The 24,164-nt window shown below is 38.0% G+C and carries 18 protein-coding genes and 1 pseudogene; 15 read left to right on the forward strand and 4 right to left on the reverse strand.

Going from position 1 to position 24,164, the window contains the following annotated elements:
* Positions 1-272 precede the first annotated feature (272 nt).
* Positions 273-549 (forward strand): annotated as a pseudogene (locus J7E66_RS31590) (alkanesulfonate monooxygenase); the annotation flags it as partial.
* Positions 550-1,245: 696 nt separating this feature from the next.
* Here the strand turns inward: J7E66_RS31590 and J7E66_RS04450 are convergent.
* From J7E66_RS04450 to J7E66_RS04460, 3 genes are all read right to left on the reverse strand, one after another.
* Positions 1,246-2,193, reverse strand: coding sequence for a DNA-directed RNA polymerase subunit alpha (locus tag J7E66_RS04450; RefSeq protein WP_214998213.1), 948 nt, complete (start codon positions 2,191-2,193; stop codon positions 1,246-1,248).
* A gap of 2,372 nt (positions 2,194-4,565) precedes the next feature.
* Entirely contained in the window at positions 4,566-5,552 is a 987-nt protein-coding gene (locus tag J7E66_RS04455; protein WP_214998214.1) for a glycoside hydrolase family 43 protein, read from the reverse strand.
* Between the two features lie 173 nt (positions 5,553-5,725).
* A complete protein-coding gene (locus J7E66_RS04460; protein WP_214998265.1) occupies positions 5,726-6,877 on the reverse strand; it encodes an ROK family transcriptional regulator in 1,152 nt (383 codons plus the stop codon).
* A gap of 177 nt (positions 6,878-7,054) precedes the next feature.
* On the opposite strand from J7E66_RS04460, the gene J7E66_RS04465 reads away from it, so the two are divergent.
* From J7E66_RS04465 to J7E66_RS04505, 10 genes are all read left to right on the forward strand, one after another.
* On the forward strand, positions 7,055-8,047 hold the full coding sequence (locus J7E66_RS04465; RefSeq protein ID WP_214998215.1) for a Gfo/Idh/MocA family protein: 993 nt from the start codon (positions 7,055-7,057) through the stop codon (positions 8,045-8,047).
* Between the two features lie 304 nt (positions 8,048-8,351).
* A complete protein-coding gene (gene xylA / locus J7E66_RS04470; RefSeq protein ID WP_214998216.1) occupies positions 8,352-9,683 on the forward strand; it encodes a xylose isomerase in 1,332 nt (443 codons plus the stop codon).
* Positions 9,684-9,760: 77 nt separating this feature from the next.
* Entirely contained in the window at positions 9,761-11,260 is a 1,500-nt protein-coding gene (gene xylB / locus J7E66_RS04475; protein ID WP_214998217.1) for a xylulokinase, read from the forward strand.
* A 134-nt stretch (positions 11,261-11,394) separates the two neighbouring features.
* Positions 11,395-12,765 (forward strand): MATE family efflux transporter, encoded by a 1,371-nt coding sequence (locus J7E66_RS04480; protein WP_214998218.1) that lies wholly within the window; start codon positions 11,395-11,397, stop codon positions 12,763-12,765.
* Positions 12,766-12,918: 153 nt separating this feature from the next.
* A complete protein-coding gene (locus tag J7E66_RS32760) occupies positions 12,919-13,083 on the forward strand; it encodes a transketolase-like TK C-terminal-containing protein (RefSeq protein ID WP_374103827.1) in 165 nt (54 codons plus the stop codon).
* Positions 13,084-13,160: 77 nt separating this feature from the next.
* The gene (locus J7E66_RS04485; protein WP_214998219.1) at positions 13,161-13,817 is read left to right on the forward strand and encodes an SGNH/GDSL hydrolase family protein; all 657 of its coding nucleotides are present in this window, start codon (positions 13,161-13,163) and stop codon (positions 13,815-13,817) included.
* Between the two features lie 29 nt (positions 13,818-13,846).
* The gene (locus J7E66_RS04490; RefSeq protein WP_214998220.1) at positions 13,847-14,887 is read left to right on the forward strand and encodes an aldose epimerase family protein; all 1,041 of its coding nucleotides are present in this window, start codon (positions 13,847-13,849) and stop codon (positions 14,885-14,887) included.
* 19 nt (positions 14,888-14,906) lie between these two features.
* Positions 14,907-15,890, forward strand: a complete 984-nt coding sequence (locus J7E66_RS04495; protein ID WP_214998221.1) for an aldo/keto reductase — start codon at positions 14,907-14,909, stop codon at positions 15,888-15,890.
* 36 nt (positions 15,891-15,926) lie between these two features.
* On the forward strand, positions 15,927-16,550 hold the full coding sequence (locus J7E66_RS04500; RefSeq protein ID WP_251032759.1) for a polysaccharide deacetylase family protein: 624 nt from the start codon (positions 15,927-15,929) through the stop codon (positions 16,548-16,550).
* A 119-nt stretch (positions 16,551-16,669) separates the two neighbouring features.
* Positions 16,670-17,002 carry a hypothetical protein gene (locus J7E66_RS04505; RefSeq protein WP_214998222.1) on the forward strand — a complete coding sequence of 111 codons (333 nt, stop codon included), beginning with the start codon at positions 16,670-16,672 and terminating at the stop codon, positions 17,000-17,002.
* Between the two features lie 350 nt (positions 17,003-17,352).
* Here the strand turns inward: J7E66_RS04505 and J7E66_RS04510 are convergent, their stop codons facing one another.
* Entirely contained in the window at positions 17,353-18,507 is a 1,155-nt protein-coding gene (locus tag J7E66_RS04510) for an ROK family transcriptional regulator (RefSeq protein WP_251032760.1), read from the reverse strand.
* 411 nt (positions 18,508-18,918) lie between these two features.
* Here J7E66_RS04510 and xylA (J7E66_RS04515) point away from each other — a divergent pair, with 411 nt between their 5' ends.
* The 4 genes from xylA (J7E66_RS04515) (at position 18,919) to J7E66_RS04530 (ending at position 23,657) form a co-directional block, all read left to right on the forward strand.
* Complete coding sequence (gene xylA / locus J7E66_RS04515; protein WP_214998223.1) at positions 18,919-20,250, forward strand: xylose isomerase; 1,332 nt, start codon at positions 18,919-18,921, stop codon at positions 20,248-20,250.
* Between the two features lie 70 nt (positions 20,251-20,320).
* The gene (gene xylB / locus J7E66_RS04520; protein ID WP_214998224.1) at positions 20,321-21,820 is read left to right on the forward strand and encodes a xylulokinase; all 1,500 of its coding nucleotides are present in this window, start codon (positions 20,321-20,323) and stop codon (positions 21,818-21,820) included.
* Positions 21,821-21,909: 89 nt separating this feature from the next.
* A complete protein-coding gene (locus J7E66_RS04525; protein ID WP_214998225.1) occupies positions 21,910-22,341 on the forward strand; it encodes an MATE family efflux transporter in 432 nt (143 codons plus the stop codon).
* A gap of 59 nt (positions 22,342-22,400) precedes the next feature.
* The gene (locus J7E66_RS04530) at positions 22,401-23,657 is read left to right on the forward strand and encodes an aldose epimerase family protein (RefSeq protein WP_251032761.1); all 1,257 of its coding nucleotides are present in this window, start codon (positions 22,401-22,403) and stop codon (positions 23,655-23,657) included.
* The last annotated feature ends 507 nt before the right edge of the window (positions 23,658-24,164 follow it).

The following is a 24,164-nucleotide window of genomic DNA, read 5'->3' on the forward strand; positions in this document are numbered from 1 at the left end:
ATAAAATGATACATACCTTATCTACATATTTTGGTTACGAATCAAATCATGAGTATGGTGGAACTATTTGCACTCCATTTGTACGGTTGGGCCATGGCTGGTGCATTATAGCCTAAATATCTTTTCAGCTATGTGAGTTCCTAAAAGAAACCAATAGTTTGTACAATGATAGATAGTAATACCGGTGCCTACACCTAGTAACAAAAAGAGAGAATTGTGTCCATGGCGTAGGAAAAATGAGACAACGTTAACATAGTTATGGAGGACGTCCTAAAGGAGAAAGAGAGACGCTAGAAGAAATCAGTCGAACCTTTGGGCAGTGGTTGGTCTCGTTCGTGGTAGAGCTAAAGCAGTACTTGTTTGCAATCCTACACAAGTGGCAGAGAAGATGAAGGAATATTCGGCCTTGGTATCGATACATTTGTGCTATCTGGATATCCTCATTTAGAGGAAACATATCAATTCGCTGAGTTAGTATTTCCTTTTTTTCCGCTGAACAAAAGAGACACCATCAACATAACTCAACAAAACAATCAGCTAATTGGATAAATCATTGCAAATTAGTATATTCCGTAAACAGTCGATAGGATGGGATTTGTTAATCTCTTAAATATTTTAATAATATAAATAACATATATGACAACACATAAGTTATATTATCTTAGGTTGTATTCGTAAAATGTATGTTATATCTTTATTTAAGTTAACTATGTCATAGTTATATATTGTGTTGAAGTAAAGCCTGGCGAGTATGAGCGGATTGAGATCGTAGATGTTTTCAGAGTTGCTGTCGTAGAGTAATATATTACGAGGTGAGTACATGTGGAAGGGTTGTTTATAGTGACAATCTCTTCGGAGGTTATTTAATGATAAGCGGCCGAGTAATTTACTTACTAAAATACAATGGACCCCCGTTTTTGGGAGTCCAAAGCATGTAGTAATTTTCCTTGGGGTCAAGGAATTAACGCCTTTTTATTTTGCTTCTTTTATTACTGGTGAAAAAGGGAAATATGACTAAATTACACCAAACCTTTTATCTAAATGCCTTTTAAAATAACTGGTTGAAGTACAAATTTTTTGTTCTATATTATGTCAGATGCGTGAAAGTTTCTTGGGTTAATGCCCAAAATGTTTAATTAATTGTCTTCGTTTTTTTACAATATTCATACAGGTGTTTCGGAAAGGGCTGAAATCAGTCCACTTAAACATCAATCTAATTTCTATATATTATTGTAAGAATGGATTTTAATCATCTTTGCCTACGATAATACCCAAACTTTCTAATTTATCTAAGATCTCTTTTAAAGATTTTTGTCCCAAGTTACGTAATTTTCTTATATCTTCTTCGGATTTATTAGCTAAGTCTTGAATAGTATTAATCCCACTGCGTTTTAGACTGTTGAAAGAACGAACAGAAAAGTCTAAATCCTCAATAGTCAGTTTAAGTATTTCTTTTTCATTTGAAACTTCTTCTTGTTCTTCCATAATTGGGATATCTTGTGATTCAGGATTAAGTCCTACTAAAATAGAAAGATGTTCATTAAACATTTTTGCACTTTCACAAATGGCTTCGCTGGGCCCTAAACTCCCATCTGTCCAAAGTTCAAAATATAACCTTTCAAAACTATCCAATTGACCTACACGAGTGTTCTCAACTATATAACTGGCGCGTGAAACCGGTGTATAGATTGAATCTATTGGTATGACTCCTACTTGAAGGCCACCACGTTTGTTTTGCTCTGCAGGAACATAACCACGTCCACGTTTTGCAGTTAGGCGCATTCTAAAATGTACATCTTCTTTAAGGGTAGCAAGATGTAAGTCGGGATTTAAGATCTCTACATCACTATCATGAGAAATATCAGCAGCTGATATTGTACCGGTTCTATGTACATCGATCATCAATTCTTTCTCATCGTCAGAGAGAATAATCATAGATAATTTTTTTATGTTCAAAATGATAGTTGTTACATCTTCTTCTATCCCATCAATAGTTGAAAATTCATTCTGCACCCCATCTATTTGTATGGTAGTGACAGCGGCACCGGGGAGTGAAGATAAAAGGATGCGACGTAATGAGTTGCCAAGTGTCGTTCCAAATCCTCGCATGAGGGGTTCAACGACAAACTTTCCATACTTGGCATCCTCGCTAATCATAACCTTTTCAATTCTTGGCACTTCAATTTTTAACATCCGAATTATACACTCCTTTTAATCATAAACACCAAAAAACAACCTATTATATTTAGTTAATATACTCCAAGTACTATGATGAATGCTAATTTTACGAGTAAAAAATGTATTTAACGATTGTTTTTCCTGTTCATCTGCAGGGAAGTTAGAGAGAGATCGTGAGTTAAGAGTGGATGTGATGGTCGCTCTTCTTTTTATCCCTCAAATACTACTCTTTGAAGTCAAGTTATCGGAAAAGCAAGTAAAAATAGTTAGATAGGGGATGAATGAGGAGTGACAAAAATTATCGCTCTTTTTTAATTCTATAACACTCTGGACATTTGTAATGAACGAACATTGGTTGTTATAAACATCGGTCCTGACCTAGTACTCGTACATGTTTTCCGATTCCTAAAATTAAACAATTATTTAAAATATAATTCAACATATATGTCAATTTTAACTTATAAAAAATAATATAAGTTGTCTTTTATTTCATTGATAATAATATATGATTTTTTGAAAAACGTTTTCTTTTAGTAACAGGATATGCGATATGCACTTTTACTGGGAAAGAAGTCCTTTGAAAAGGGTCTCTTTACCTTTTATTTATTTAAAATGTAACACTGGTTTGTTACCAAATCATTTTTCATCATGACGTTTCATAGAGCGTAAGTCATTCACCGTAGTATGACAGAGTAACTTTAGGTGCTATGGGAGGCAGCAAACTAGTAACTCGAAGATTTTTATAAAAAGTTACATAAAGAGTACATTTTCAATTTGTGTACAAGACATTAAAGATATTAGTGATATATAAGAACCATCAGTTTTGTTCAAATTATTCAATGAACCCAAAGAAAAAGGCCATTCGTTTTAGAAGCAAATGGCTTTTTAAATAAAAATTGTATATTCCTTGATTTTGTGCCAATCGCTTTGGGAGGTATATTTTTGGAGAAGAGGCCCAAACAATTTATTTACTAAAATACATTGGACTCCCGTTATTGGGAGTCCACAGCATGTAGTAATCTTATTTGGAGAGCAAGAAAATAACGCCTTTTTATTTTAGCTTCTTTTATTGCTGCTAAAAAGAGGGAGTAGGACTAAATTACACCACACCTATTATCTAAACTGACTTAATAAAAGCAGTTTATAAATGCCTTTTAAAATAACTGGTCGAAGTACAAATTTTTTGTTTGATTTATATTATGTCGAAGGTGTGAAAGTTTCTTGGGTTAATGCCTCAGAAATAGAAATGTTTGGCTGGCGGCCTTACGGCTAATAAAACAACGACTTCTGGGCCAAGCCTCTCAATCAATTTGTAGATTATAACAATATTTATATAGGCTAGGTGAATTATTCGGAGATTACCATTCAGCATAATGGTCATTGTTGAATGATAAATTAGGCACGCCACTCGAAAGATGATTGATCTTAATCCTTCCGTTTAAGATTCCTTGACTTTTTCCGAGGCATTTGGTTCCGAAAAAATGCATTCATTTTCAAATATGCTTCTATCTTCCTCTGTTCACATATTTGCTGTTAGAGCCGTTACGGTGAACCGTACCATAAGTAAATATATGTTTCTGGTCGATTCTATTGGTTAGTTAGATTTGAGTATTTGTTTCCACACTCTACACATGTGGAATGTGTTTCGTAGCTAGTTTTAAAATAGTCTGTAACGCTATTCACACTATATGTGATGCTGCACTAATAGTTTTAAAAGAAGCAGGAGCCTGTTTTGGCTCCTGCATATATTATTGGAGATGAAAAGTGGATTTCGGGGTCAGACCCCCACTAAGCTAAAGTTTAACGCGTTAAAATGCGATGGAGAGGTGAAGGACCTTTCTATCTTATTGTGTTTATAAAGGTTATTAGATGAGGAAAACTTTCCAATTTCGGTGACAGACCCTTACTCAGCTAAAGTTTAATGCGTTAAAGTGTGATAGAGAGGAGAAGGACCTTTCTGTCTTATTGTGTTTATAAAGGTTAATAGATTAAGAGAACAATCCTGCTAGGATCCTAAACAAATAGAAGTTTTTTCCGAAAAAATAAAGATGGATGGTATACTGACAAACTTTTACAAACATAGGGGGATTTTCCGTGGGTAGATGGAACAAATGGATGGGGGCATTGACCCTACTGTTTATGTTAACTTCATGCTCTCATTCTTCGCAGAAAGTAGACCTCATTTTGGAATGATAAAGGAGATTTTATTTGAAATTGACATCAAGTAGAATACATTTTAAAGGGGGAAGTAGGATAACGAAGGATACTAATGCTTGTATAGAGTAGTCGGGTCCTATGAGGCCGATGTTGTAAATAGGAAAGAAGACATCGTACTATATATTGAAAAAAAACTGGCCCCAATAAATGTGAGCCAGTCGTCAACCTAATTATTTATCCCCATAAGGGTTAATAGTTTGAATAGTTCCATCTTCGTTAAATTTAAGTTCAGTGTATTTCACAGAGCGTTTATGATCCACGCCATCTGATAACGAGCAGTCATGATAGAACAGATACCACTTATCCTGAAACTGGACAATCGAATGATGTGTGGTCCAGCCGATTACAGGAGTCAGAATCGTACCTTTGTACACAAATGGACCCTGTGGATTTTCACTTACAGCATAAACAATTTTATGAGTTGTACCAGTAGAATAGGATAGATAATAAAGACCATTGTATTTATGAACCCATGGGCCTTCAAAGTATCTTCGGTCTTCGTCACTTGCAAGAACCGGATTGCCATTTTCATCAACAATTGAGATTTCCTGCGGTTCGCTCTTAAAAGTCAACATATCGTCGGATAATACAGCTACTCTTGGTCCTAACGCAGGTTCTGTAGGAGCTGGCCCTGCGGCATCTGGCTTAAATGTTCCTGTTTGCCACTTCTCCAACTGTCCTCCCCAAAGCCCGCCAAAATAAACATAGGCTTGGTCATCATCATCCACTAAAACAGCTGGATCAATGCTGAAGCTGCCTGGAATGTAATTTTCCTCTGGTGTAAAAGGTCCTGCAGGATTAGGGCTTGTCGCAACGCCAATTCTGAAAATACCATCTTTATCTCTTGCTGGGAAAAATAAATAATACGTGTTATTTTTGTAAGCTGCGTCAGGTGCCCAAAGCTGCTTACTTGCCCAAGGAATATCTTTTAAGTGAAGTGCTTCTCCGTGGTCTACACATGGTGTGTTTTCATCATCCATGGATAAAACATGGTAATCTTCCATCTTATATTGGTCTCCGTTATCATTTGAAGGTTCATCATGATCAAGGTCATGTGAAGGATAAATATAAAGCTTCCCTTCAAAGACATGTGCAGAAGGGTCTGCTGTAAAAATATGCGTAACTAAAGGTTCATTAGGTTTTGAGTTTTTCATCATCATATCTCTCCTTGAAATAGTTTAGATACTTACAAATATATTATATCCGAAGTTAGTTAACTTTGTATATTGGAACAACTAACTTTATTAGTATATCGTTCAGGGAATATGATTGGAATTTCCTAACAAGTCTACATTGGACAAGGGATTACTAACAATTTTCAGCAGAACATCTATGAAGTTTGTACTTCTCCATTGATAAAGTTCTCAACAACAAAAGCAGATACACCTAATGCGGTTGAGTATTTTCCTAGTTTTGAGAAATCTAAATGCATCTCTTTTTGGTGGTTCGTGAGTGTATGGTTTTTAATAGTTGTCCTGATTGGCTGTTCAATCCATTGTTTTGCTAATGCTAGCCGATTGCCAATTATTACCTGGTCTGGGTTAAAGGTATTAATAATGTTATTAATACCGTATCCAAGGTAATTACCAATTTGATAAAAGAGATCCTGAGCGGTTCCATCACTATTATCTGCTTGCTCTATCAATGACTCTAGTGATTCTGTGTTATTGTCTGCCAGCTCCAGCAAAGCATTTTCAGAAGCGTATGTTTCCCAGCAACCTCTGCTGCCACAGCTGCATGGCTTCCCGTTAAAATCAATAATCATATGTCCCATTTCACCAGAAAATCCATTTTTACCTTGATACAATTCTTTGTTTAGAATAATCCCTACACCGATTCCAATTCCAGCACTTATATAAATGATGTTTTGATAGTCTTGGCCAGCACCAAATTGTTGTTCACCAAAAGCTCCGGCATTTGCCTCGTTTTCAATAATGACGGGGACATTGAATAACTCCTCAAGGTCCATTTTTAAGTGAATGTTTGTCCATCCTAAGTTCGGAGCAAGAAGTACAGAACCCTCTTTGTTTACAATTCCTGGCACACCTACTCCTATACCCACAATTCCGTACCTGCTGCTAGGCATCTCATCCATGTTCGATTGAATCATATTCTGAACGATGCTCATGATGGAAGGATAAGGTGTTCGTTTAACAAATTGATTTTTTTCAATCAGAATATTGCCTTTTAAATCCGTCAAGACACATACTACATAGTTTACCCCGATATCAATTCCAATAGCGTATCCGGCAACTTTATTGAAATGAAGGATAACGGGACGCCGACCGCCGCTTGATTCCCCTGGTCCGGATTCATAAATAAGTTCCTCTACTAATAACTCATTTACTAAAGAAGAAACAGTTGCCTTATTTAACCCTGATACTTGAGCAATGTCTGCTCTTGAAATGGGCTCTTTCTCCATAATTAATTGTAAAACCAGTGCTTTATTATTCTTTTTGACAACTTGTTGATTCCATATCATGGTTTCCACAATTAAAAACTCCTTAGTTGGTAGTAATATTATTTTAACATAAACTTTGTTTGTTGGATATACAAACATTCGAGCAGATGTTATACTGAATTTTAGTTAGCCCTTTTAAGAATTATGGACATCTAACTTGTATTAAGGTTTGAATTCATGGAGAGAGGAACAATCTTAATGAGAAAAATTCGTTGGGGAGTTATTAGTACCGCAGATATAGCCAAAACACAAGTCATCCCTGCAATTTTACGATCAGACAATGCTGAAATAGTTGGAATTGCCAGTCGGGGTGATAAAGCAAAGGATGTTGCTGAAGTATTTTCCATCCCAAATTATTATGATTCCTATGAGAACCTGCTTATGAACCCAGAAATTGAAGCCGTTTACATGCCGCTTCCGAATCATTTACATAAGAAATGGGTGATGGAAGCAGCCAAGTATGGGAAACATGTCCTTGTTGAGAAACCTGCAGCCTTAACAGCTGAAGAAACGCAGGCAATGGTTGAATTTTGCCATGAGAACAACGTGAAATTTATGGAAGCATTTATGTATCAATTTCATCCGCAGCATGAGCGAGTTCAAGAGATTATGAATTCGGGTGAGATTGGTGAAATAAAATTTATGCGAGCAAGTTTTTCTTTCTTGTTAGAAGATAGAGAAGCAAATATCAGGATGAACAAGGAAATGGGCGGCGGCAGTATTTACGATGTCGGCTGCTACTGCATCCACGCTATTCGAAACATCTTAGGGTCTGAACCGGTCATGGTGGAGGCATTTGCGGAACTTGACCCGCAATCTGGAATAGATTTATCATCGATTGTTTATATGAAACTGGAAAATGGAATGAGCTGTGTTTTTGATTGCAGTTTCGATATGTATTTTAGACAAGAATACGAAATTATTGGCACAAAAGGCAAGATTACAGTCCCAGCTGCCTATCGGCCTGATGTGATCGATAATGATGGCCCTATTATCATTCATTCTGAGCAGGGGAATCGAACCGAAAGTGTTGGCGGCGACCAGTATAAAAATCAAATTGACCATTTTTCAAAAGCTATTATAGAAGACTTTCAACCTTCTTATTCAGGTGAAAATACAATTCAGAATATGCGTGTGATTGATGCCTGTTACAAATCCATTGCAAGCAAGCAGGCAGTAACTTTAGTTTAATAATTAATATATTAGGAGAGTAGGGGAAGAAGTTGCCAACTCCTGGAGTAAAAAATTGGCGCCGGTAGGTACTTCTGTACAACAGGTTTAATGAAGGATCAAAGGCTGTTTTTGTCAAATCGGACAGTCTTTGGTAATTCAAAAATTTTTTATATTATCTTAGTTTATCGAATAGACAAACAATGTTTACGATGCTATAATTTGATTAAATAAATGTTACAGATTAAGAGATTAAAACAAAACTTTTTGTAAGCATTTGCAATGTTGATTTGAAACCATAAAACCAATTAGGAGGAATAACCACATGGCTTATTTCGAAACAGTTAACAAAATCCAATTTGAAGGTGCTTCATCTAAAAATCCTTTAGCATTTAAGTATTATAATTCAGAAGAAAGAATAAATGGAAAAACAATGGAAGAAATTCTTCGTTTCTCAGTTGCTTACTGGCATACATTTACGGCTGATGGAACGGATCCATTTGGTGTAGGTACAGCTATCCGTCCTTGGAATCATCTGAAAGGATTAGATTTAGCAAAAGCACGTGTTGAAGCGGCATTTGAACTTTTTGAAAAATTAAATGTTCCTTTCTTCGCTTTCCACGATGTTGACATTGCACCAGAAGGAAGCACATTAAAGGAAACCAACGAGAATCAAGACTTAATTGTTGCGATGATCAAAGAATACATGAAAACAAGTAAGACAAAATTACTTTGGAATACTGCTAATATGTTTACTAACCCAAGATATGTTCATGGTGCAGCAACTTCTCCTAATGCAGATGTATTTGCTTACTCTGCTGCGAAAGTTAAAAAGGGATTAGAAGTGGCGAAAGAACTTAGTGCAGAAAACTATGTATTCTGGGGCGGTCGTGAAGGCTATGAAACGCTTCTTAACACTGACATGAAATTAGAACAGGACAACTTAGCACGCTTCTTCCATATGGCAGTAGACTATGCAAAAGAAATTGGTTTGAATGTTCCATTCTTAATTGAGCCAAAACCAAAGGAGCCTACTAAACACCAATATGACTTTGATGTGGCTACTGGTCTTGCATTCTTACAAAAATATGATTTAACAGATTACTTCAAGTTTAATATCGAAGCAAACCACGCTACTCTTGCTGGTCATACATTTGAGCATGAGTTAAGAACGGCACGTATTAACGGAATGCTTGGTTCTGTTGATGCTAACCAAGGTGATACGCTTCTTGGATGGGATACAGATGAATTCCCAACTGACTTGTATACTAACACGTTAGCTATGTATGAAGTTCTCAAAAATGGCGGCTTAGGTAAAGGCGGCTTGAACTTTGATGCTAAAGTTCGAAGAGGATCTTTCGAACCAGAAGATCTTTTCCATGCACATATCGCTGGTATGGATGCATATGCTATCGGCCTAAAAGTTGCCAATAAGCTGATTGAAGATAAAGTTCTTGATAGCTTTATCGAAGAGCGCTATAGCAGCTTTACAAAAGGTATTGGCTTAGAAATCGTCGGAGGAAGAACAAACTTCCGTGAGCTTGAAGCTTATGCCCTTCAATTAACAGAAATTAAAAATACATCAGGCAGAACAGAACGCCTTAAAGCTATAGTTAATCAATATTTACTAGAAACACTTTCAAGTGTAACTGTTTAATTACTACTTAATATAATCATGAAAAATGTGCTGGCAGTATATTACTCCAGCACATTTTTTAGAAAAGGATGATTCATATGAAATACGTAATTGGTGTTGACCTCGGAACGAGTGCAGTAAAAATTTTGCTTGTTAATCAAAATGGTGAAGTTTGTAAAGAAGTGTCTAAATCATATCCCCTCATTATCGAAAAATCAGGTTACAGTGAACAAAACCCGGAAGAATGGGTAGAAAAAACCACAGCTGGATTAGCTGAACTAATCGAGCAATTCGATGGGGACATAAACGATATCGAGGGCATCAGTTTCTCCGGGCAGATGCATGGCCTTGTATTGTTAGATGAAGACAATCAAGTATTGAGAAATGCTATTTTGTGGAATGACACGAGAACAACGAAACAATGTCAGGAAATATATAACGTTGTTGGCAAACAGCGTTTATTAGAGGTAACAAAAAACCCTGCGTTAGAGGGCTTTACCTTGCCAAAAATTCTTTGGGTAAAGGAAGATGAGCCGCAAATTTTTGAACAGGCCAGCGTTTTTATGCTTCCAAAGGATTATCTGCGTTACCGTATTACCGGAAATTTGCATATGGAGTACTCTGACGCAGCAGGAACATTATTGTTAAACGTGGCTAAGCGTGAATGGAGCAGTAAAATATTAGAACTTTTTGGTCTTACTCCAGAATTCTGTCCGCCATTAGTGGAATCTCATGCATTTGTCGGATCGGTTACCGCTGAATTTGCCCAAGCAACTGGATTATCGGAAGCAACAAAAGTGTTCGCGGGCGGTGCGGATAATGCATGCGGCGCGATCGGTTCAGGAATTTTATCTGAAGGCAAAACCTTATGCAGTATCGGCACATCCGGTGTTGTTCTTTCTTATGAAGAGAGAAATGATCTCGATTTTGAAGGAAAGGTTCACTATTTTAATCACAGTGAAGAAAATGCTTACTATACAATGGGTGTAACCCTCGCTGCTGGCTATAGTTTAAGTTGGTTTAAAGATACATTTGCTAGGGAAGAAGCCTTTGACCAGTTTCTAGCAGGTGTTGATGAAGTACCTGCAGGCAGTAACGGTTTATTATTCACGCCATACATAGTGGGAGAAAGAACACCGTATGCAGATTCGAATATTCGCGGCAGCTTTGTTGGCGTGGATGCGGCCCATGAGCGGAAGCACTTTGCCCGTGCAGTTCTTGAAGGAATTACTTTTTCCTTAAACGAATCCATTGAGATTTTTAGAAACAGTGGTAAAACCATTGATACGATTATCTCCATCGGCGGCGGAGCCAAAAATGAAACATGGCTGCAAATGCAGGCCGATATTTTCAACGCAAAAATTGAAAAGCTTACAAGTGAACAAGGCCCTGGAATGGGTGCAGCTATGTTAGCAGCATACGGCTGCGACTGGTATCCAACGCTTAAAGAATGTGCACAAGTATTTATTCAAACTTCAAAAACTTATTATCCTATTCAGGAAAATGTTGAAGCATACAAGAAGCTATTTACAATCTATAAACAAGTTTACAAACAAACAAAGGAATTGAATGAGCAATTAAGAGAATTTAGAAAGTAAGCCTTAAGCGGTCTTTATAAAGTAAAAAAAGGCTAATAAACAATATGGAGCCACCCGAGTTTTTCCAAATTGAGGGCTTCAATTTATTTAGATTTACCAACCAAACTATGATATGGGTAAGAAGAGGATTACAGATGAGCCTATCCAAAAATTATGTCTCCCCACAGTTAAATTTACTTACGATTACTTGGCCGATTTTCGTAGAATTATTTCTCCAAGTGATAATGGGCAGTACTGATACCATAATGCTGTCGTATATTTCTGATGATGCTGTCGCAGCAGTGGGTGTGGCAAATCAGCAAATATTTTTATGTATTTTAATCTTTAATTTTGTCTCGAGTGGTACCGCTGTTGTTCTCTCACAGTACTTAGGTGCAGGTTTAAAAAAGGATGCCAGAACCGTTACCGCTATCTCCATTACCCTAAACCTTGTTCTTGGCCTAGTGATTAGCTTACTAATGGTTATTTTTAAAACAGAATTATTAATGTTATTTCACCTGCCTGAACATATAGCTGAACTAGGAGAACAGTATCTTACGATTGTAGGAGGTACTGTATTTATCCAAGCGGTATTGATTACCGTTTCTACGACCTTAAGAGCGAATGGCTACACTAGGGATGCGATGATGGTTTCTATCTTAATGAATGTTATTCATTTAGTTGGAAATGCGATCTTCATTTATGGATTGCTGGGATTCCCGGAAATGGGCGTGATTGGAGTTTCCATTTCAACGGCGATCAGCAGGGCGATTGCCTTAGTCATTATCACGAAGTTAATGTATGATCGAATCCCGATTAAACTTAAATTAAAAGATTATCTAATGATTGATTCTATTCAAATAAGAAAGATAATGAAAATTGGTATTCCGGCAGCAGGGGAACAAGTTTGCTACAATCTCAGCCAGTTGGCAATTACGGCAATCATTGCGATTTTGGGGGCTGTTGCATTAACGACCCGCGTTTATACGCAAAATATAATGTCCTTTATTCTTGTGTTTGGTCTGGCAATGGGACAGGGGACGCAAATTCTCATTGGCTACAAAGCAGGGGCAAGGGATTTTGATGGGGCCTATCGTCAATTAATGAAGAGCTTAAGGTACAGTCTTATTATGACCGTGGCAATCGCTATACTAATAGCCTTCTTCAGAGAACCACTGATAGGTTTTTTCACAAAAGATCAAGACATTGTGGTGTTGGGAAGTAAATTGTTATTGCTTTGTCTTGTCCTTGAGCCGGGAAGAACCTTTAATTTAGTTGTCATCAATGCCTTGCGAGCTACTGGGGATGCTAGCATTTCACTCGTCATGGCGTTTATCTCAATGTGGGGAATAAGTGTGCCATTAGCCTATTTTTTGGGAATACACCTTGGGTTGGGATTACCGGGGATTTGGTTTGCGTTTATCGTTGATGAATGGTTTAGAGGAATTACCATGTACTTTAGATGGAAAAGCAGGGCCTGGGAGAAGAAAGTATTGGTTCAAAACCAGGTTACAACTTCTGCCTAATATAAAGAAATATATATCTGGAATGTAATAAATACTGGAGGTTATACCAATGAATCCAACAATTGATAAAGTAGCAGTTGAACAGAAAGCAGTTAACCATCAAGAGATTATCAGAATACGATTCTTCATGGGGACATTAAGCTAAATGTAGCGATTGAATTAGGGTCGCCACAGGGATGGGCTCAATTTACAGGAAGAGATGGCCTTATTGTAGGGATTTCTACATTCGGTGCTTCCGCTCCTGGAGATCTAATTGCCAAGGAATATGGGTTTACAGTAGAAGGAGTTGTGAATCAAATCAAGGAAAGATTAAATTAATTTATCCCTTTGAGGAAGTCTGAGAGCTGACCAAGATCAGCTCTCTTAATAAACAAAAAAAGGGTGTGTAGAAGGAAATGATACTAGAACAAGGTCAAAAACTATTGTTTATTGGTGATTCCATAACAGATTGTGAAAGAACCAAACCAGAAGGAGAAGGATTGTTTGCCGCCCTTGGTAAAGGATATGTTTCCTATGTTGATGGGCTTTTGCAAGCCGTATATCCTGAGTTGGGAATCCGAGTGGTGAATAAGGGCATCAATGGGCACACCGTTCGTGATTTGAAAAATAGGTGGCAGGAGGATGTTATTGGTCAAAAGCCTGACTGGTTATCCATTATGATTGGGATCAACGATGTATGGCGTCAATATGATACTCCGTTCATTAAAGATTGGCATGTATACCTTGATGAATATGAGGATACGCTTAGGAAGCTCGTTACGGAAACAAAGCCATTTGTGAAGGAGATTGTCCTGATGACTCCCTTTTATTTGGAGAGCAATGAGCAGGATCCAATGCGCCAGTCAATGGATCAGTACGGTCAGGTGGTTAAGAAAATCGCTGAAGAAATAAATTGTTTATTTATTGATACCCAAGCAGCCTTTAATGTTGTCTTAAAAGACCTTTATTCTGCAACATTAGCTTGGGATCGTGTTCACCCTTCAACTGCGGGACACATGGTACTTGCTCGAGCCTTCCTAAAGGAAATAGGCTTTACTTGGAACCATTGTTAACTTAATTCGAAACGGAAGGAAGGATCAAAGTGAAAGTCATTCATGATACTTTTGGTCAAATTGATAATCAGACGGTCTCCTCATTTACATTGGTCAATGATCATGGCGTGGAAGTTACCGCAATTAATTATGGCTGTATTATAACGAAAATAGTGGTTCAAGATAAATACGGAAACTACGAAAATATTGTCCTTGGACATGATTCGCTAAACGATTATGTCCATGATCCATATTTCCTCGGTGCCGTGGTAGGACGGGTGGGAGGACGAATTAAAGGCGGTTCTTTTGAACTTGATGGAAATACGTACACTCTTGCCAAAAACGACGGTAACAACCATCTGCATGGCGGATTAAGAGGATTCGATAAGGTCGTTTGGGATGCAGAAATACTAGAAGCTGGTGTTCGTTTTTCGTATCTCAGTCCCGATGGTGACGAAGGATACCCAGGGAATTTACATATACAAGTAACTTATACCCTGGATAACGATAACCAATTGAAAATTCAATATGGGGCCCAATCAGATAAGAAAACGTTGGTAACGGTCACGAACCACTCTTATTTTAACTTGAGCGGCAACCTAAAAAGGGATATATTGAATCACAAACTAATTATTAAGAGTGATCAATTTTTAGAGCTTGATGATGAGTTTATTCCAACAGGTAATTTTCTTGATGTGAAAAATACGACCTTTGATTTTACTAGTGAAAGTGTTATAGAGACTGGAACCGCATCGGATCATCCACAAAACGTATTAGTTGGGAATGGTTACGATCATCCATTTTTATTAAATACAAACCATGATAAGGAAATTGTTTTAAGGGATCCTGAAAGCGGACGTATCCTAACAGTTGAAACGGATGAGGCTGGGGTAGTGGTCTATTCAGGGAATTCATTAAAATCAGAAGGTGAATTCAGAGGTACTCCATCTGAAAAATACCTCGGTATTTGCTTGGAGACGCAGGCTTTGCCTGATGCCAACCATCATCCCCATTTTCCATCAACAATTTTAGATATCGATCAGCAGTATTCCTCCGTAACCATATATAAGTTTGGAATTGAAAAGAATTAAAGAATAGGGAGTGATTATCATGAATTATCGCGAACTCGGTAATACCGGTTTAATGATCAGTGAGGTCAGTTTTGGAACATGGGCAATTGGCGGCTCCTGGGGCAAGACAAGTGACACAGAAGCATTGAAATCCTTGGAATATGCGATGGAGCAAGGTGTTAACTTTTTTGATACAGCGGATGTATATGGAGACGGCCATAGCGAAGAGTTATTAGCTAAGGCCACAAAAGGCAAGGAAGACCAGATTTATATCGCAACAAAGTTCTGCCGTCAAGGTGACATCTTTGATCCAAAGAATTACAGCTATGAAAAAGTCAGTTCTTATTGTGAAGACAGCCTTCGCCGGTTAAACAGGGAAGAGATTGATTTGTATCAAATTCATTGCCCGGCAACAGAGATTTTGCAAGATGGCAGTGTTTTTGAAGTATTAGATCGTCTCCAGAAAGACGGAAAAATCCGTCACTACGGTGTCAGTGTCGAAACCGTCGAAGAAGGCCTTCTTTGTTTGGAACATCCAAATGTTAAGAGCCTGCAGATCATATTTAATATGTTCCGCCAAAAGCCACTAGAAAAACTACTACCTGAGGCTTATCAAAAAGGTGTAGGACTTCTGGTCAGATTACCGCTTGCCAGCGGACTGCTTACAGGTAAATTTACCGCCAATCATATTTTTGAATCCGATGACCACCGCCGGTTTAATGAAAATGGGGAGGCTTTCAATGTAGGGGAAACATTTGCAGGTCTTGGATTCCGAAAGGGTGTAGAGTTAGCTGACCAGTTAAAGTGGATTGCAGAAGGCCGGGAATCTATGGCTAGTGCAGCACTGCGCTGGATTTTAGACCAAAAAGAAATTACTTGTATTATTCCTGGTTTTAAAAATGTCAAACAGGTGGAGGATAATCTTTCAGCCTTGGAAACAAAACCATTCTCAGAAGAAGAAATGCAAGAGATTCAACGCTTTTATCAAGAAACAGTAAAGGAATATATTAGAGGTCCTTATTAAGTCTTTAAAATGAATATTCAAATGGAGTGAATCCTATTGGGTGGAAAAAATTTTATTAATGAGGTACCTACTTCTCAAAAAATAGTTGCGATTACATTTGATGATGGGCCTAATCCTATCAACACATCACAAGTTCTAGATATTTTTGGGGAGGTGGAAGGAAAAGCAACATTCTTCATGATTGGTGAGCAAATGGATAAGCATCCTGAGATGGTAAAAAAAGTTGTCGAACAAGGACATGAAATAGGAAATCACACATACACTCACCCTAAGTTATCCGAGTTAAGCCCGGCAGAGTGTTTAGAGGAAATCGAACGTACGGAGAAATTAATACAGGATTTGGCTGGACAAAAGCCCGTTGTCTTTCGTCCTCCTTACCTTGATTATAATCATGACACTGTTTTAGTCATGCAGCAAAAGGGATATCCAATGATCGGAGCTCTTAACATGGAGGCTCAGGACTGGGACATGCCCGGAGTGGAACATATCCTTGCAAACTCAAGAGACTGTGTGAAAAATGGCTGTATTTTAATTTTCCATGATGGCTACGGGGACCGCTCAGAAACAATCGAAGCGGTTCGCACGCTTGTTTCTGAATTAACTTCACAAGGCTATCAACTTGTAACGGTAAGCGAGATATTAAAGTTATCATTAGAGTAAAAAAAGAGGAAGCACAACTAAAGGAAACTATGCGAAGGCTTGGACAGCAGGTCACATTGATGTTTATTTTTTCAACAGTGTGTTGTATACAGTAGTCGCTGTTTTTCTTAGGGTAATCCTTGCCAGCTTTAAAAGAAGTAGCCAAACAAGCGGTTTCCTATGTGAAAGCATTACAAAGTAAAGAGTATCAAAAGGCGTATGATATGGTATCTCACGTATATAACGATGCGGGTGTTACTTTAGATGACTTTACATCTGACTTCGAGCAATCGACTCTTAATCTAAAAGGATATAATATTAAAATTATAGGTGTAAGAGATCGGATACCAAAGGAAATATCGAAAACCAATAAAGATGAAAAGTTTTATCTGGTGTCTGTTTATTTTGATCCTAAGGGTGAAACTCGAGAGGATTATTCTCCATTTAAAGGATCAGATGTCAAATGGACTTAGTTTGTCGGTGCCTGTCCCTAGTGGGCTAGTGCGATAAAGTGTCTGGTATATAGTAGAAATAGTTTCCATGAAAATGGGATTGGAATATAATAGATTAGTATTTATTAACTATTATAACAAAAAACAATAAGGCCCATTCCAGACATTAACTGAAATGGGCCTTATTGTTACTTAACGCATATTTGTTCAAACCTTAGGCTGAAATTCAGAGGTCAGACCTCTGGTGTAAAAGGTCTTGCAGGATTCGAGCTTGTCGCGACGCCGATTCTGAAAATACCATCATTATCTCTTGCTGGGAAAAATAAATAATACGTGATAAATTATAATGAGATGCGTTTTGTAATGCACACCTATAAACTTCTTGCTTCGGCCTTGATAAAGTTCTCAACAACAAAAGCAGAAACACCTAATGCGCTCGAATATTTTCCAAGCCGTGAAAAATCTAATTGCAACCCATTTTGATGGAGCGCAAGAGTATGTTTTTCAATCGTAGTCCGTATTGGCGACTCAATCCATTCTTTTGCCAACGCTAATCGATTTCCGATTATGACCTGGTCGGGGTTAAAGGTGTTAATAATATTATTAATCCCATAACCAAGGTACTGGCCGATTTCTTCAAAGTGACTCTTGGCAATTTCATTACGACCCTCAGCCAACTTAATCAATGACTCAAGTGAATCAAAGTCAGCCATTTCCAGCAGTGCATTTTCAGAGGCGTATGCTTCCCAACAGCCTCTGCTGCCACAGCTGCAAGGCTTTCCGTTGATGTCAATAATTATGTGACCCATTTCACCGGCAAATCCATTTTTTCCTTGATATAATTCTTTGTTTAAAATAATCCCAACACCAATTCCGATTCCAGCACTTATATAAATGATGTTCTGATAATCTTGACCCGCACCGAATTTTTGTTCACCAATAGCCCCAGCATTCGCCTCATTTTCAATTATAACGGGAACATGGTATAAGTCCTCAAGGTCCTTTTTTAATCCAATGTTGGTCCAGCCTAAGTTTGGAGCTAGCAGGACAGTTCCATTTTTGTTTACGATACCAGGCACAGCTACACCAATCCCAACTATTCCATACCTGCTGTTAGGTATCTCATCCAATATCGACCCAATCATATTTTGGATTTTGCTCATAATCGTAGGGTAAGGGGTTCGGTTTACGCTTTCATGTTTCTCTAACAAAATGGTACCTTTTAAATCCGTCATCACGCATAGAACGTAATTAACACCGATATCAATGCCAATTGCATATCCGGCCGCTTTGTTGAAATGAAGGATAACAGGTCGCCGACCACCGCTGGATTCCCCGGTGCCGGATTCGTAAATAAGTTCCTCTTTCAATAACTCATTTACTAAAGCAGACACTGTTCCCTTATTCAACCCTGTTATTTGGGCAATATCTGCCCTTGATATCGGATCTTTTTCAATAATCATTTGTAATACAAGGGCTTTGTTATTTTTTTTAACAGTTTGATGATTCCATGTAATCGTTTCCAATTTATAAAAAACTCCTTATTTTGTAGTAAATCTATTTTAACACAAAAAACTTTGTTTATCGCCTATACAAACTTACTGGCGCATGGTATAATTAATTCAATCACACGTTTATAGTTGATTATTGTGAACCTTATCTGCAAGTCCTATCCACGTGGAGTAACTAGATTTTATGGATTGAAGAAGCGAAAAAGCCAGCAGGCTTTCTCACGTCTGTACAGCAGGCATAAGGCAGATCAAAGGTTGTTTGTAAAAAACGGTCAGCCTTTTCAAAAAACTTAGTTTATCTAGTGGACAAACTAAGATTATCATGCTATGATTTGATTATCTAAGGTTAAGAGATTCCAATAACCCTTTTGTAAGCATTTACACTTATAGTTATTTTAACAATATACCCACTAGGAGGAATCATGAATGGCTTATTTTGAAACAGTTAATAAAATCCAATTTGAAGGGGCTGCATCAAAAAATCCTTTCGCATTTAAGTATTATAATCCTGAGGAAAAAATCAATGGCAAAAAAGTGGAAGAAATTCTTCGTTTTTCTATTGCATATTGGCACACATTCACAGCTGACGGAACAGATCCGTTTGGAGTAGGAACTGCAATTCGTCCTTGGGACCGTTTTCAAGGCTTAGATTTAGCAAAAGCTCGTGTCGAAGCAGCATTCGAATTTTTTGAAAAATTAAATGTTCCTTTCTTTGCATTCCATGACGTTGATATCGCTCCAGAAGGAAGCACATTAAAGGAAACAAATGAAAACCAAGATGTTTTAGTTGCCATGATCAAAGAATACATGAAAACAAGCAAGACGAAATTACTTTGGAACACGGCGAATATGTTCACGAACCCACGATATGTTCATGGTGCTGCAACTTCTCCAAATGCTGACGTATTTGCGTACTCTGCAGCGAAAGTGAAAAAAGCGTTGGAAGTAGCTAAAGAACTTGGCGCTGAAAACTATGTATTCTGGGGCGGCCGTGAGGGTTATGAAACACTTCTAAATACAGATATGAAGCTTGAACAAGACAACTTAGCACGCTTCTTCCATATGGCAGTAGATTATGCGAAAGAAATCGGCTTGGCCGTTCCGTTCTTAATTGAGCCAAAACCAAAAGAGCCTACCAAACATCAATATGATTTCGATGTGGCAACTGGTTTGGCATTCTTGCAAAAATATGACCTAACAGATTATTTCAAGTTCAACATCGAAGCAAACCACGCAACTTTGGCCGGCCACACATTTGAGCATGAGTTAAGAACGGCTCGTATCAATGGAATGCTTGGTTCAGTCGATGCTAACCAAGGTGATACATTGCTTGGATGGGATACAGATGAGTTCCCAACTGACCTTTACACTAACACATTAGCAATGTATGAAATTCTAAAAAATGGCGGCTTAGGAAAAGGCGGCTTGAACTTCGATGCAAAGGTAAGACGTGGATCATTTGAAGCAGAAGATCTTTTCCATGCACACATCGCTGGTATGGATGCATTTGCCATCGGCTTAAAGGTTGCCAATAAATTAATTGAAGACAAAGTTTTAGATAGCTTCATCGAAGAACGCTACATCAGCTATACTGATGGCATTGGCTTGGATATCGTAGAAGGAAGAACCAACTTCCGCGAGCTTGAAGAATATGCCTTCCAATTAAATGAAATTAAGAATACATCAGGCAGAACGGAACGACTTAAAGCAATCGTTAACCAATACTTATTAGAAACACTTTCAACTGTAACAGTTTAATTAAAATAATGAAAAAAAAGTGCTGGCGGCCTATTACTCCAGCACTTTTTTTAGAAAAGGGTGATCAGGGATGAAATACGTAATTGGTGTTGACCTCGGAACGAGCGCAGTAAAAATCTTACTCGTTAACCAGAATGGTGAAGTTTGTCAGGAAGTATCCAAATCATATCCTCTTATAATAGAGAAGTCTGGTTATAGTGAACAAAATCCGGAAGAGTGGGTGGAAAAAACCACAGCAGGCTTAGCTGAACTCATTCAGCAATTTGATGGAGATGTTAACGATATCGAGGGCATCAGCTTCTCTGGGCAGATGCACGGTTTGGTATTATTAGATCAAAACAATCAAGTATTAAGAAACGCAATTTTGTGGAATGATACAAGAACCACAAAACAATGTCAGCAAATCTATGACGTTGTCGGTCATGAACGTTTATTAGAGGTAACCAAAAACCCTGCATTAGAAGGCTTTACGTTACCGAAAATTCTCTGGGTAAAAGAAAATGAACCTGAAGTTTTTGAACGTGCCAGCGTTTTTTTACTGCCAAAGGATTATTTACGCTATCGGATTACTGGGAATATCCACATAGAGTACTCTGATGCGGCAGGAACTTTACTATTAAATGTAGCAAAGCGGGAATGGAGCAATGAAGTATTAGAAGCTGCTGGTCTTTCCGTTGATTTCTGCCCGCCATTAGTAGAATCTCATGCATTTGTTGGTTCTGTATCGGCCGAATTTTCCCAAGAAACGGGATTATCCGAAGCTGTAAAAGTATTTGCAGGCGGTGCGGACAATGCCTGCGGCGCGATTGGTTCAGGGATTTTATCGGAAGGGAAAAGCTTATGCAGTATCGGCACCTCTGGCGTCGTACTTTCATATGAAGAAAGAAATGACCTCGATTTTGAAGGAAAGGTTCACTACTTTAATCATAGTGAAGAAAATACGTACTATACAATGGGTGTGACCTTGGCTGCAGGTTATAGTTTAAGCTGGTTTAAAGACACGTTTGCGAAGGAAGAAGCGTTTGATGATTTTTTAGCCGGTGTGGAGGAAGTACCGGCAGGCAGCAACGGATTATTATTTACCCCGTATATCGTGGGGGAAAGAACGCCGTATGCTGATTCTACTATCCGCGGAAGCTTTATTGGGGTTGATGCTTCCCATGAACGCAAGCACTTTGCCCGCGCGGTTCTCGAGGGAATCACCTTCTCCTTAAACGAATCCATTGAGATTTTTAGAAGCAGCGGCAAGACAATCGATTCGATTATCTCGATCGGCGGAGGAGCGAAAAACGAAACATGGCTGCAAATGCAGGCAGATATATTCAATGCAAAAATTGAAAAGCTTACAAGCGAGCAAGGCCCTGGAATGGGTGCCGCGATGCTGGCGGCATACAGCTGCGGCTGGTATTCATCCCTTCAAGAATGTGCGGAAGTCTTTATCCAAACCGATAAAACTTATGAACCGATTCCAGAAAATGTGGAAGCCTACAAGAAACTGTTTACAATCTACCAACAGGTTTATACGCAAACAAAAGACCTTAATGAGCAATTAAGAGAATTTAGAAAGTAAATAATTCCTAATAAAGGCTAATGGCAAAATGAAGCCGCTGCTTAGTGATTTCCATTTATTTCCATACGAAATGTAAGGAAAGATTACAGATGAATAAATCCAAAAATAACGTCTCTCCTCAGTTCAGTCTTCTAACCATTACTTGGCCCATTTTTGTCGAATTATTTCTCCAAGTGATTATGGGCAGTACCGATACGATTATGCTGTCGCATATTTCTGATGATGCTGTCGCGGCTGTGGGGGTGGCAAATCAGTTAATCTTATTATGTATTCTCATTTTTAACTTTGTCTCGTCGGGTACAGCTGTTGTTCTCTCGCAATACTTAGGTGCGGGTTTAAACCAAGATGTCCGAACTGTGACAGCCATTTCCATTACCCTAAACTTTTTAATTGGCTTGCTTATTAGTTTATTAATGGTCATTTTTAAAACTGAACTCTTACTGTTTTTTCACCTGCCGGAACAAATTGCCGTATTAGGGGAACAGTATCTTTTGATTGTAGGAGGAACATTATTTATTTAAGCAGTGTTAATCACATATCCTCAATTTTAAGAGCAAATGGATACACCCAGGATGCGATGATGGTTTCCATCTTCATGAATGTCATTCATTTAGCCGGAAATGGGATCTTAATATACGGTTTATTGGGATTCCCGGAGATGGGTGTGATGGGAGTGTCGATTTCAACGGCCGTTAGCAGAGCGATAGCCTTAGTGATTATTATTAAATTAATGTATGATCGAATTCCTATCAAACTACAATGGAAAGATTATTCAACAATTGATACTGTGCAAATTAGAAAAATATTAAAAATTGGTATTCCAGCTGCAGGGGAACAGACGATCTTTTCGTTTGCGATTCAAAACGATTATGGTGTTGAAGTGACAGCCATTAATTATGGCTGTATAATCACTAAAATTGTTGTTCCGGATAAAAACGGAGATTTCGTAAATGTCGTTCTTGGGCATGATACGCTCAATGAATATGTAAATGACCCCTATTTTCTTGGAGCCGTTGCTGGCCGTGTGGCCGGAAGAATTAAAGGCGGCTCTTTTGAACTGGATGGAGAATCCTATACGCTTGCAAGAAATGAAAATAACAATCATCTGCATGGAGGCATAAAAGGATTTTCCAAGGTCGTATGGAATGCGGAAATAATCGGAAGCGGGGTTCGATTTTCGTATACGAGTTCCGATGGAGAAGAAGGCTATCCAGGGAATCTTATTATCGAAGTCACTTATATTCTTAACAATAAGAATGAATTATCGGTGCATTATAAAGCAGGGACAGATAAGAAAACATTGGTCACATTAACGAATCATTCTTATTTTAATCTAAGTGGCAATCTTAAGAGAGATATCTTGCACCACACATTAACAATAAAAAGCGATAAATTTCTTGAACTAGATCATGAATTCATGCCAACCGGCAATTTTATTGAAGTGGAAAAAACGCCATTTGATTTTAGAAATGAAAGGGTCATAAACACCGGAACAAGATCATGCCATCCACAAAACATACTGGTAGGGGAAGGATACGATCACCCGTTTCTTTTACATACACATCATGATTCGGAAATTGTTTTAAAGGACCCCGAAGGCGGGCGGACGTTAACAATTGAAACAAATGAGGCCGGGGTTGTGGTCTACTCGGGAAATTCTTTAAAATCAGAAGGGGAATTCCGGGGAGTTCAATCCATCAAATATCTGGGAATCTGTCTTGAGACACAGGCATTGCCTGATGCGATTCATCATCCTCATTTTCCATCAGTGATTTTGGATAAGGATAATCTGTATTCAAAGACCACAGTATATAAGTTTGGGGTTGAAGAGGACTAAAAAATGGGAGATTCCAATATGAATCCACAAGTAGTGGAGATCGAATTGTCGAAAAGATTGCAGCAGGTTCTGTAAAAGGTTAAGGATGAGTTAGCCCTTTTACTTAAACTTGTATTATTAGGTATTTTTTCCTAAACTTTGTTCATCCAGTAGACATACTAACTTTCGAGTGATAGAATAAAAATATAAATTCTGAATATTTAGAAGGTCTTTAAAAATATGAAAAACGCAAGGGATTACTACCCTTTTATTAGTAGTATTAGCATTACTTGCATGTGAACATGATGCTTCAAGTAAAAATGAAAGCGATGACAGTTCAATAATTCATATGAAAAACTTAGAATTGGTCCTTCCTTTCTATTTTATACTTAGTTTATTTAATAAATATACTAAGTTTTTAGTTGATTGACGTGTAAGTCTTAGTAGGAAACAATTTTTAATTTGATATTATTGAAAACGTCTTCAAAAATCATTTTCTACTATTCCACAGGAATGCGTGATCTGAAG

The organism is Bacillus sp. ISL-7 (genome assembly GCF_018613065.1).

Coding starts and splice junctions, on each gene's coding strand:
- J7E66_RS04455 (WP_214998214.1), bottom strand. CDS start 5,552: ATGATGAAAAACTCAAAACCTAATGAACCTTTAGTTACGCATATTTTT.
- J7E66_RS04460 (WP_214998265.1), bottom strand. CDS start 6,877: ATGATATGGAATCAACAAGTTGTCAAAAAGAATAATAAAGCACTGGTT.
- J7E66_RS04450 (WP_214998213.1), bottom strand. CDS start 2,193: ATGTTAAAAATTGAAGTGCCAAGAATTGAAAAGGTTATGATTAGCGAG.
- J7E66_RS04495 (WP_214998221.1), top strand. CDS start 14,907: ATGAATTATCGCGAACTCGGTAATACCGGTTTAATGATCAGTGAGGTC.
- xylB (WP_214998224.1), top strand. CDS start 20,321: ATGAAATACGTAATTGGTGTTGACCTCGGAACGAGCGCAGTAAAAATC.
- xylA (WP_214998216.1), top strand. CDS start 8,352: ATGGCTTATTTCGAAACAGTTAACAAAATCCAATTTGAAGGTGCTTCA.
- J7E66_RS04530 (WP_251032761.1), top strand. CDS start 22,401: ATGGTTTCCATCTTCATGAATGTCATTCATTTAGCCGGAAATGGGATC.
- xylB (WP_214998217.1), top strand. CDS start 9,761: ATGAAATACGTAATTGGTGTTGACCTCGGAACGAGTGCAGTAAAAATT.
- J7E66_RS04485 (WP_214998219.1), top strand. CDS start 13,161: ATGATACTAGAACAAGGTCAAAAACTATTGTTTATTGGTGATTCCATA.
- J7E66_RS04480 (WP_214998218.1), top strand. CDS start 11,395: ATGAGCCTATCCAAAAATTATGTCTCCCCACAGTTAAATTTACTTACG.
- xylA (WP_214998223.1), top strand. CDS start 18,919: ATGGCTTATTTTGAAACAGTTAATAAAATCCAATTTGAAGGGGCTGCA.
- J7E66_RS04465 (WP_214998215.1), top strand. CDS start 7,055: ATGAGAAAAATTCGTTGGGGAGTTATTAGTACCGCAGATATAGCCAAA.
- J7E66_RS04525 (WP_214998225.1), top strand. CDS start 21,910: ATGAATAAATCCAAAAATAACGTCTCTCCTCAGTTCAGTCTTCTAACC.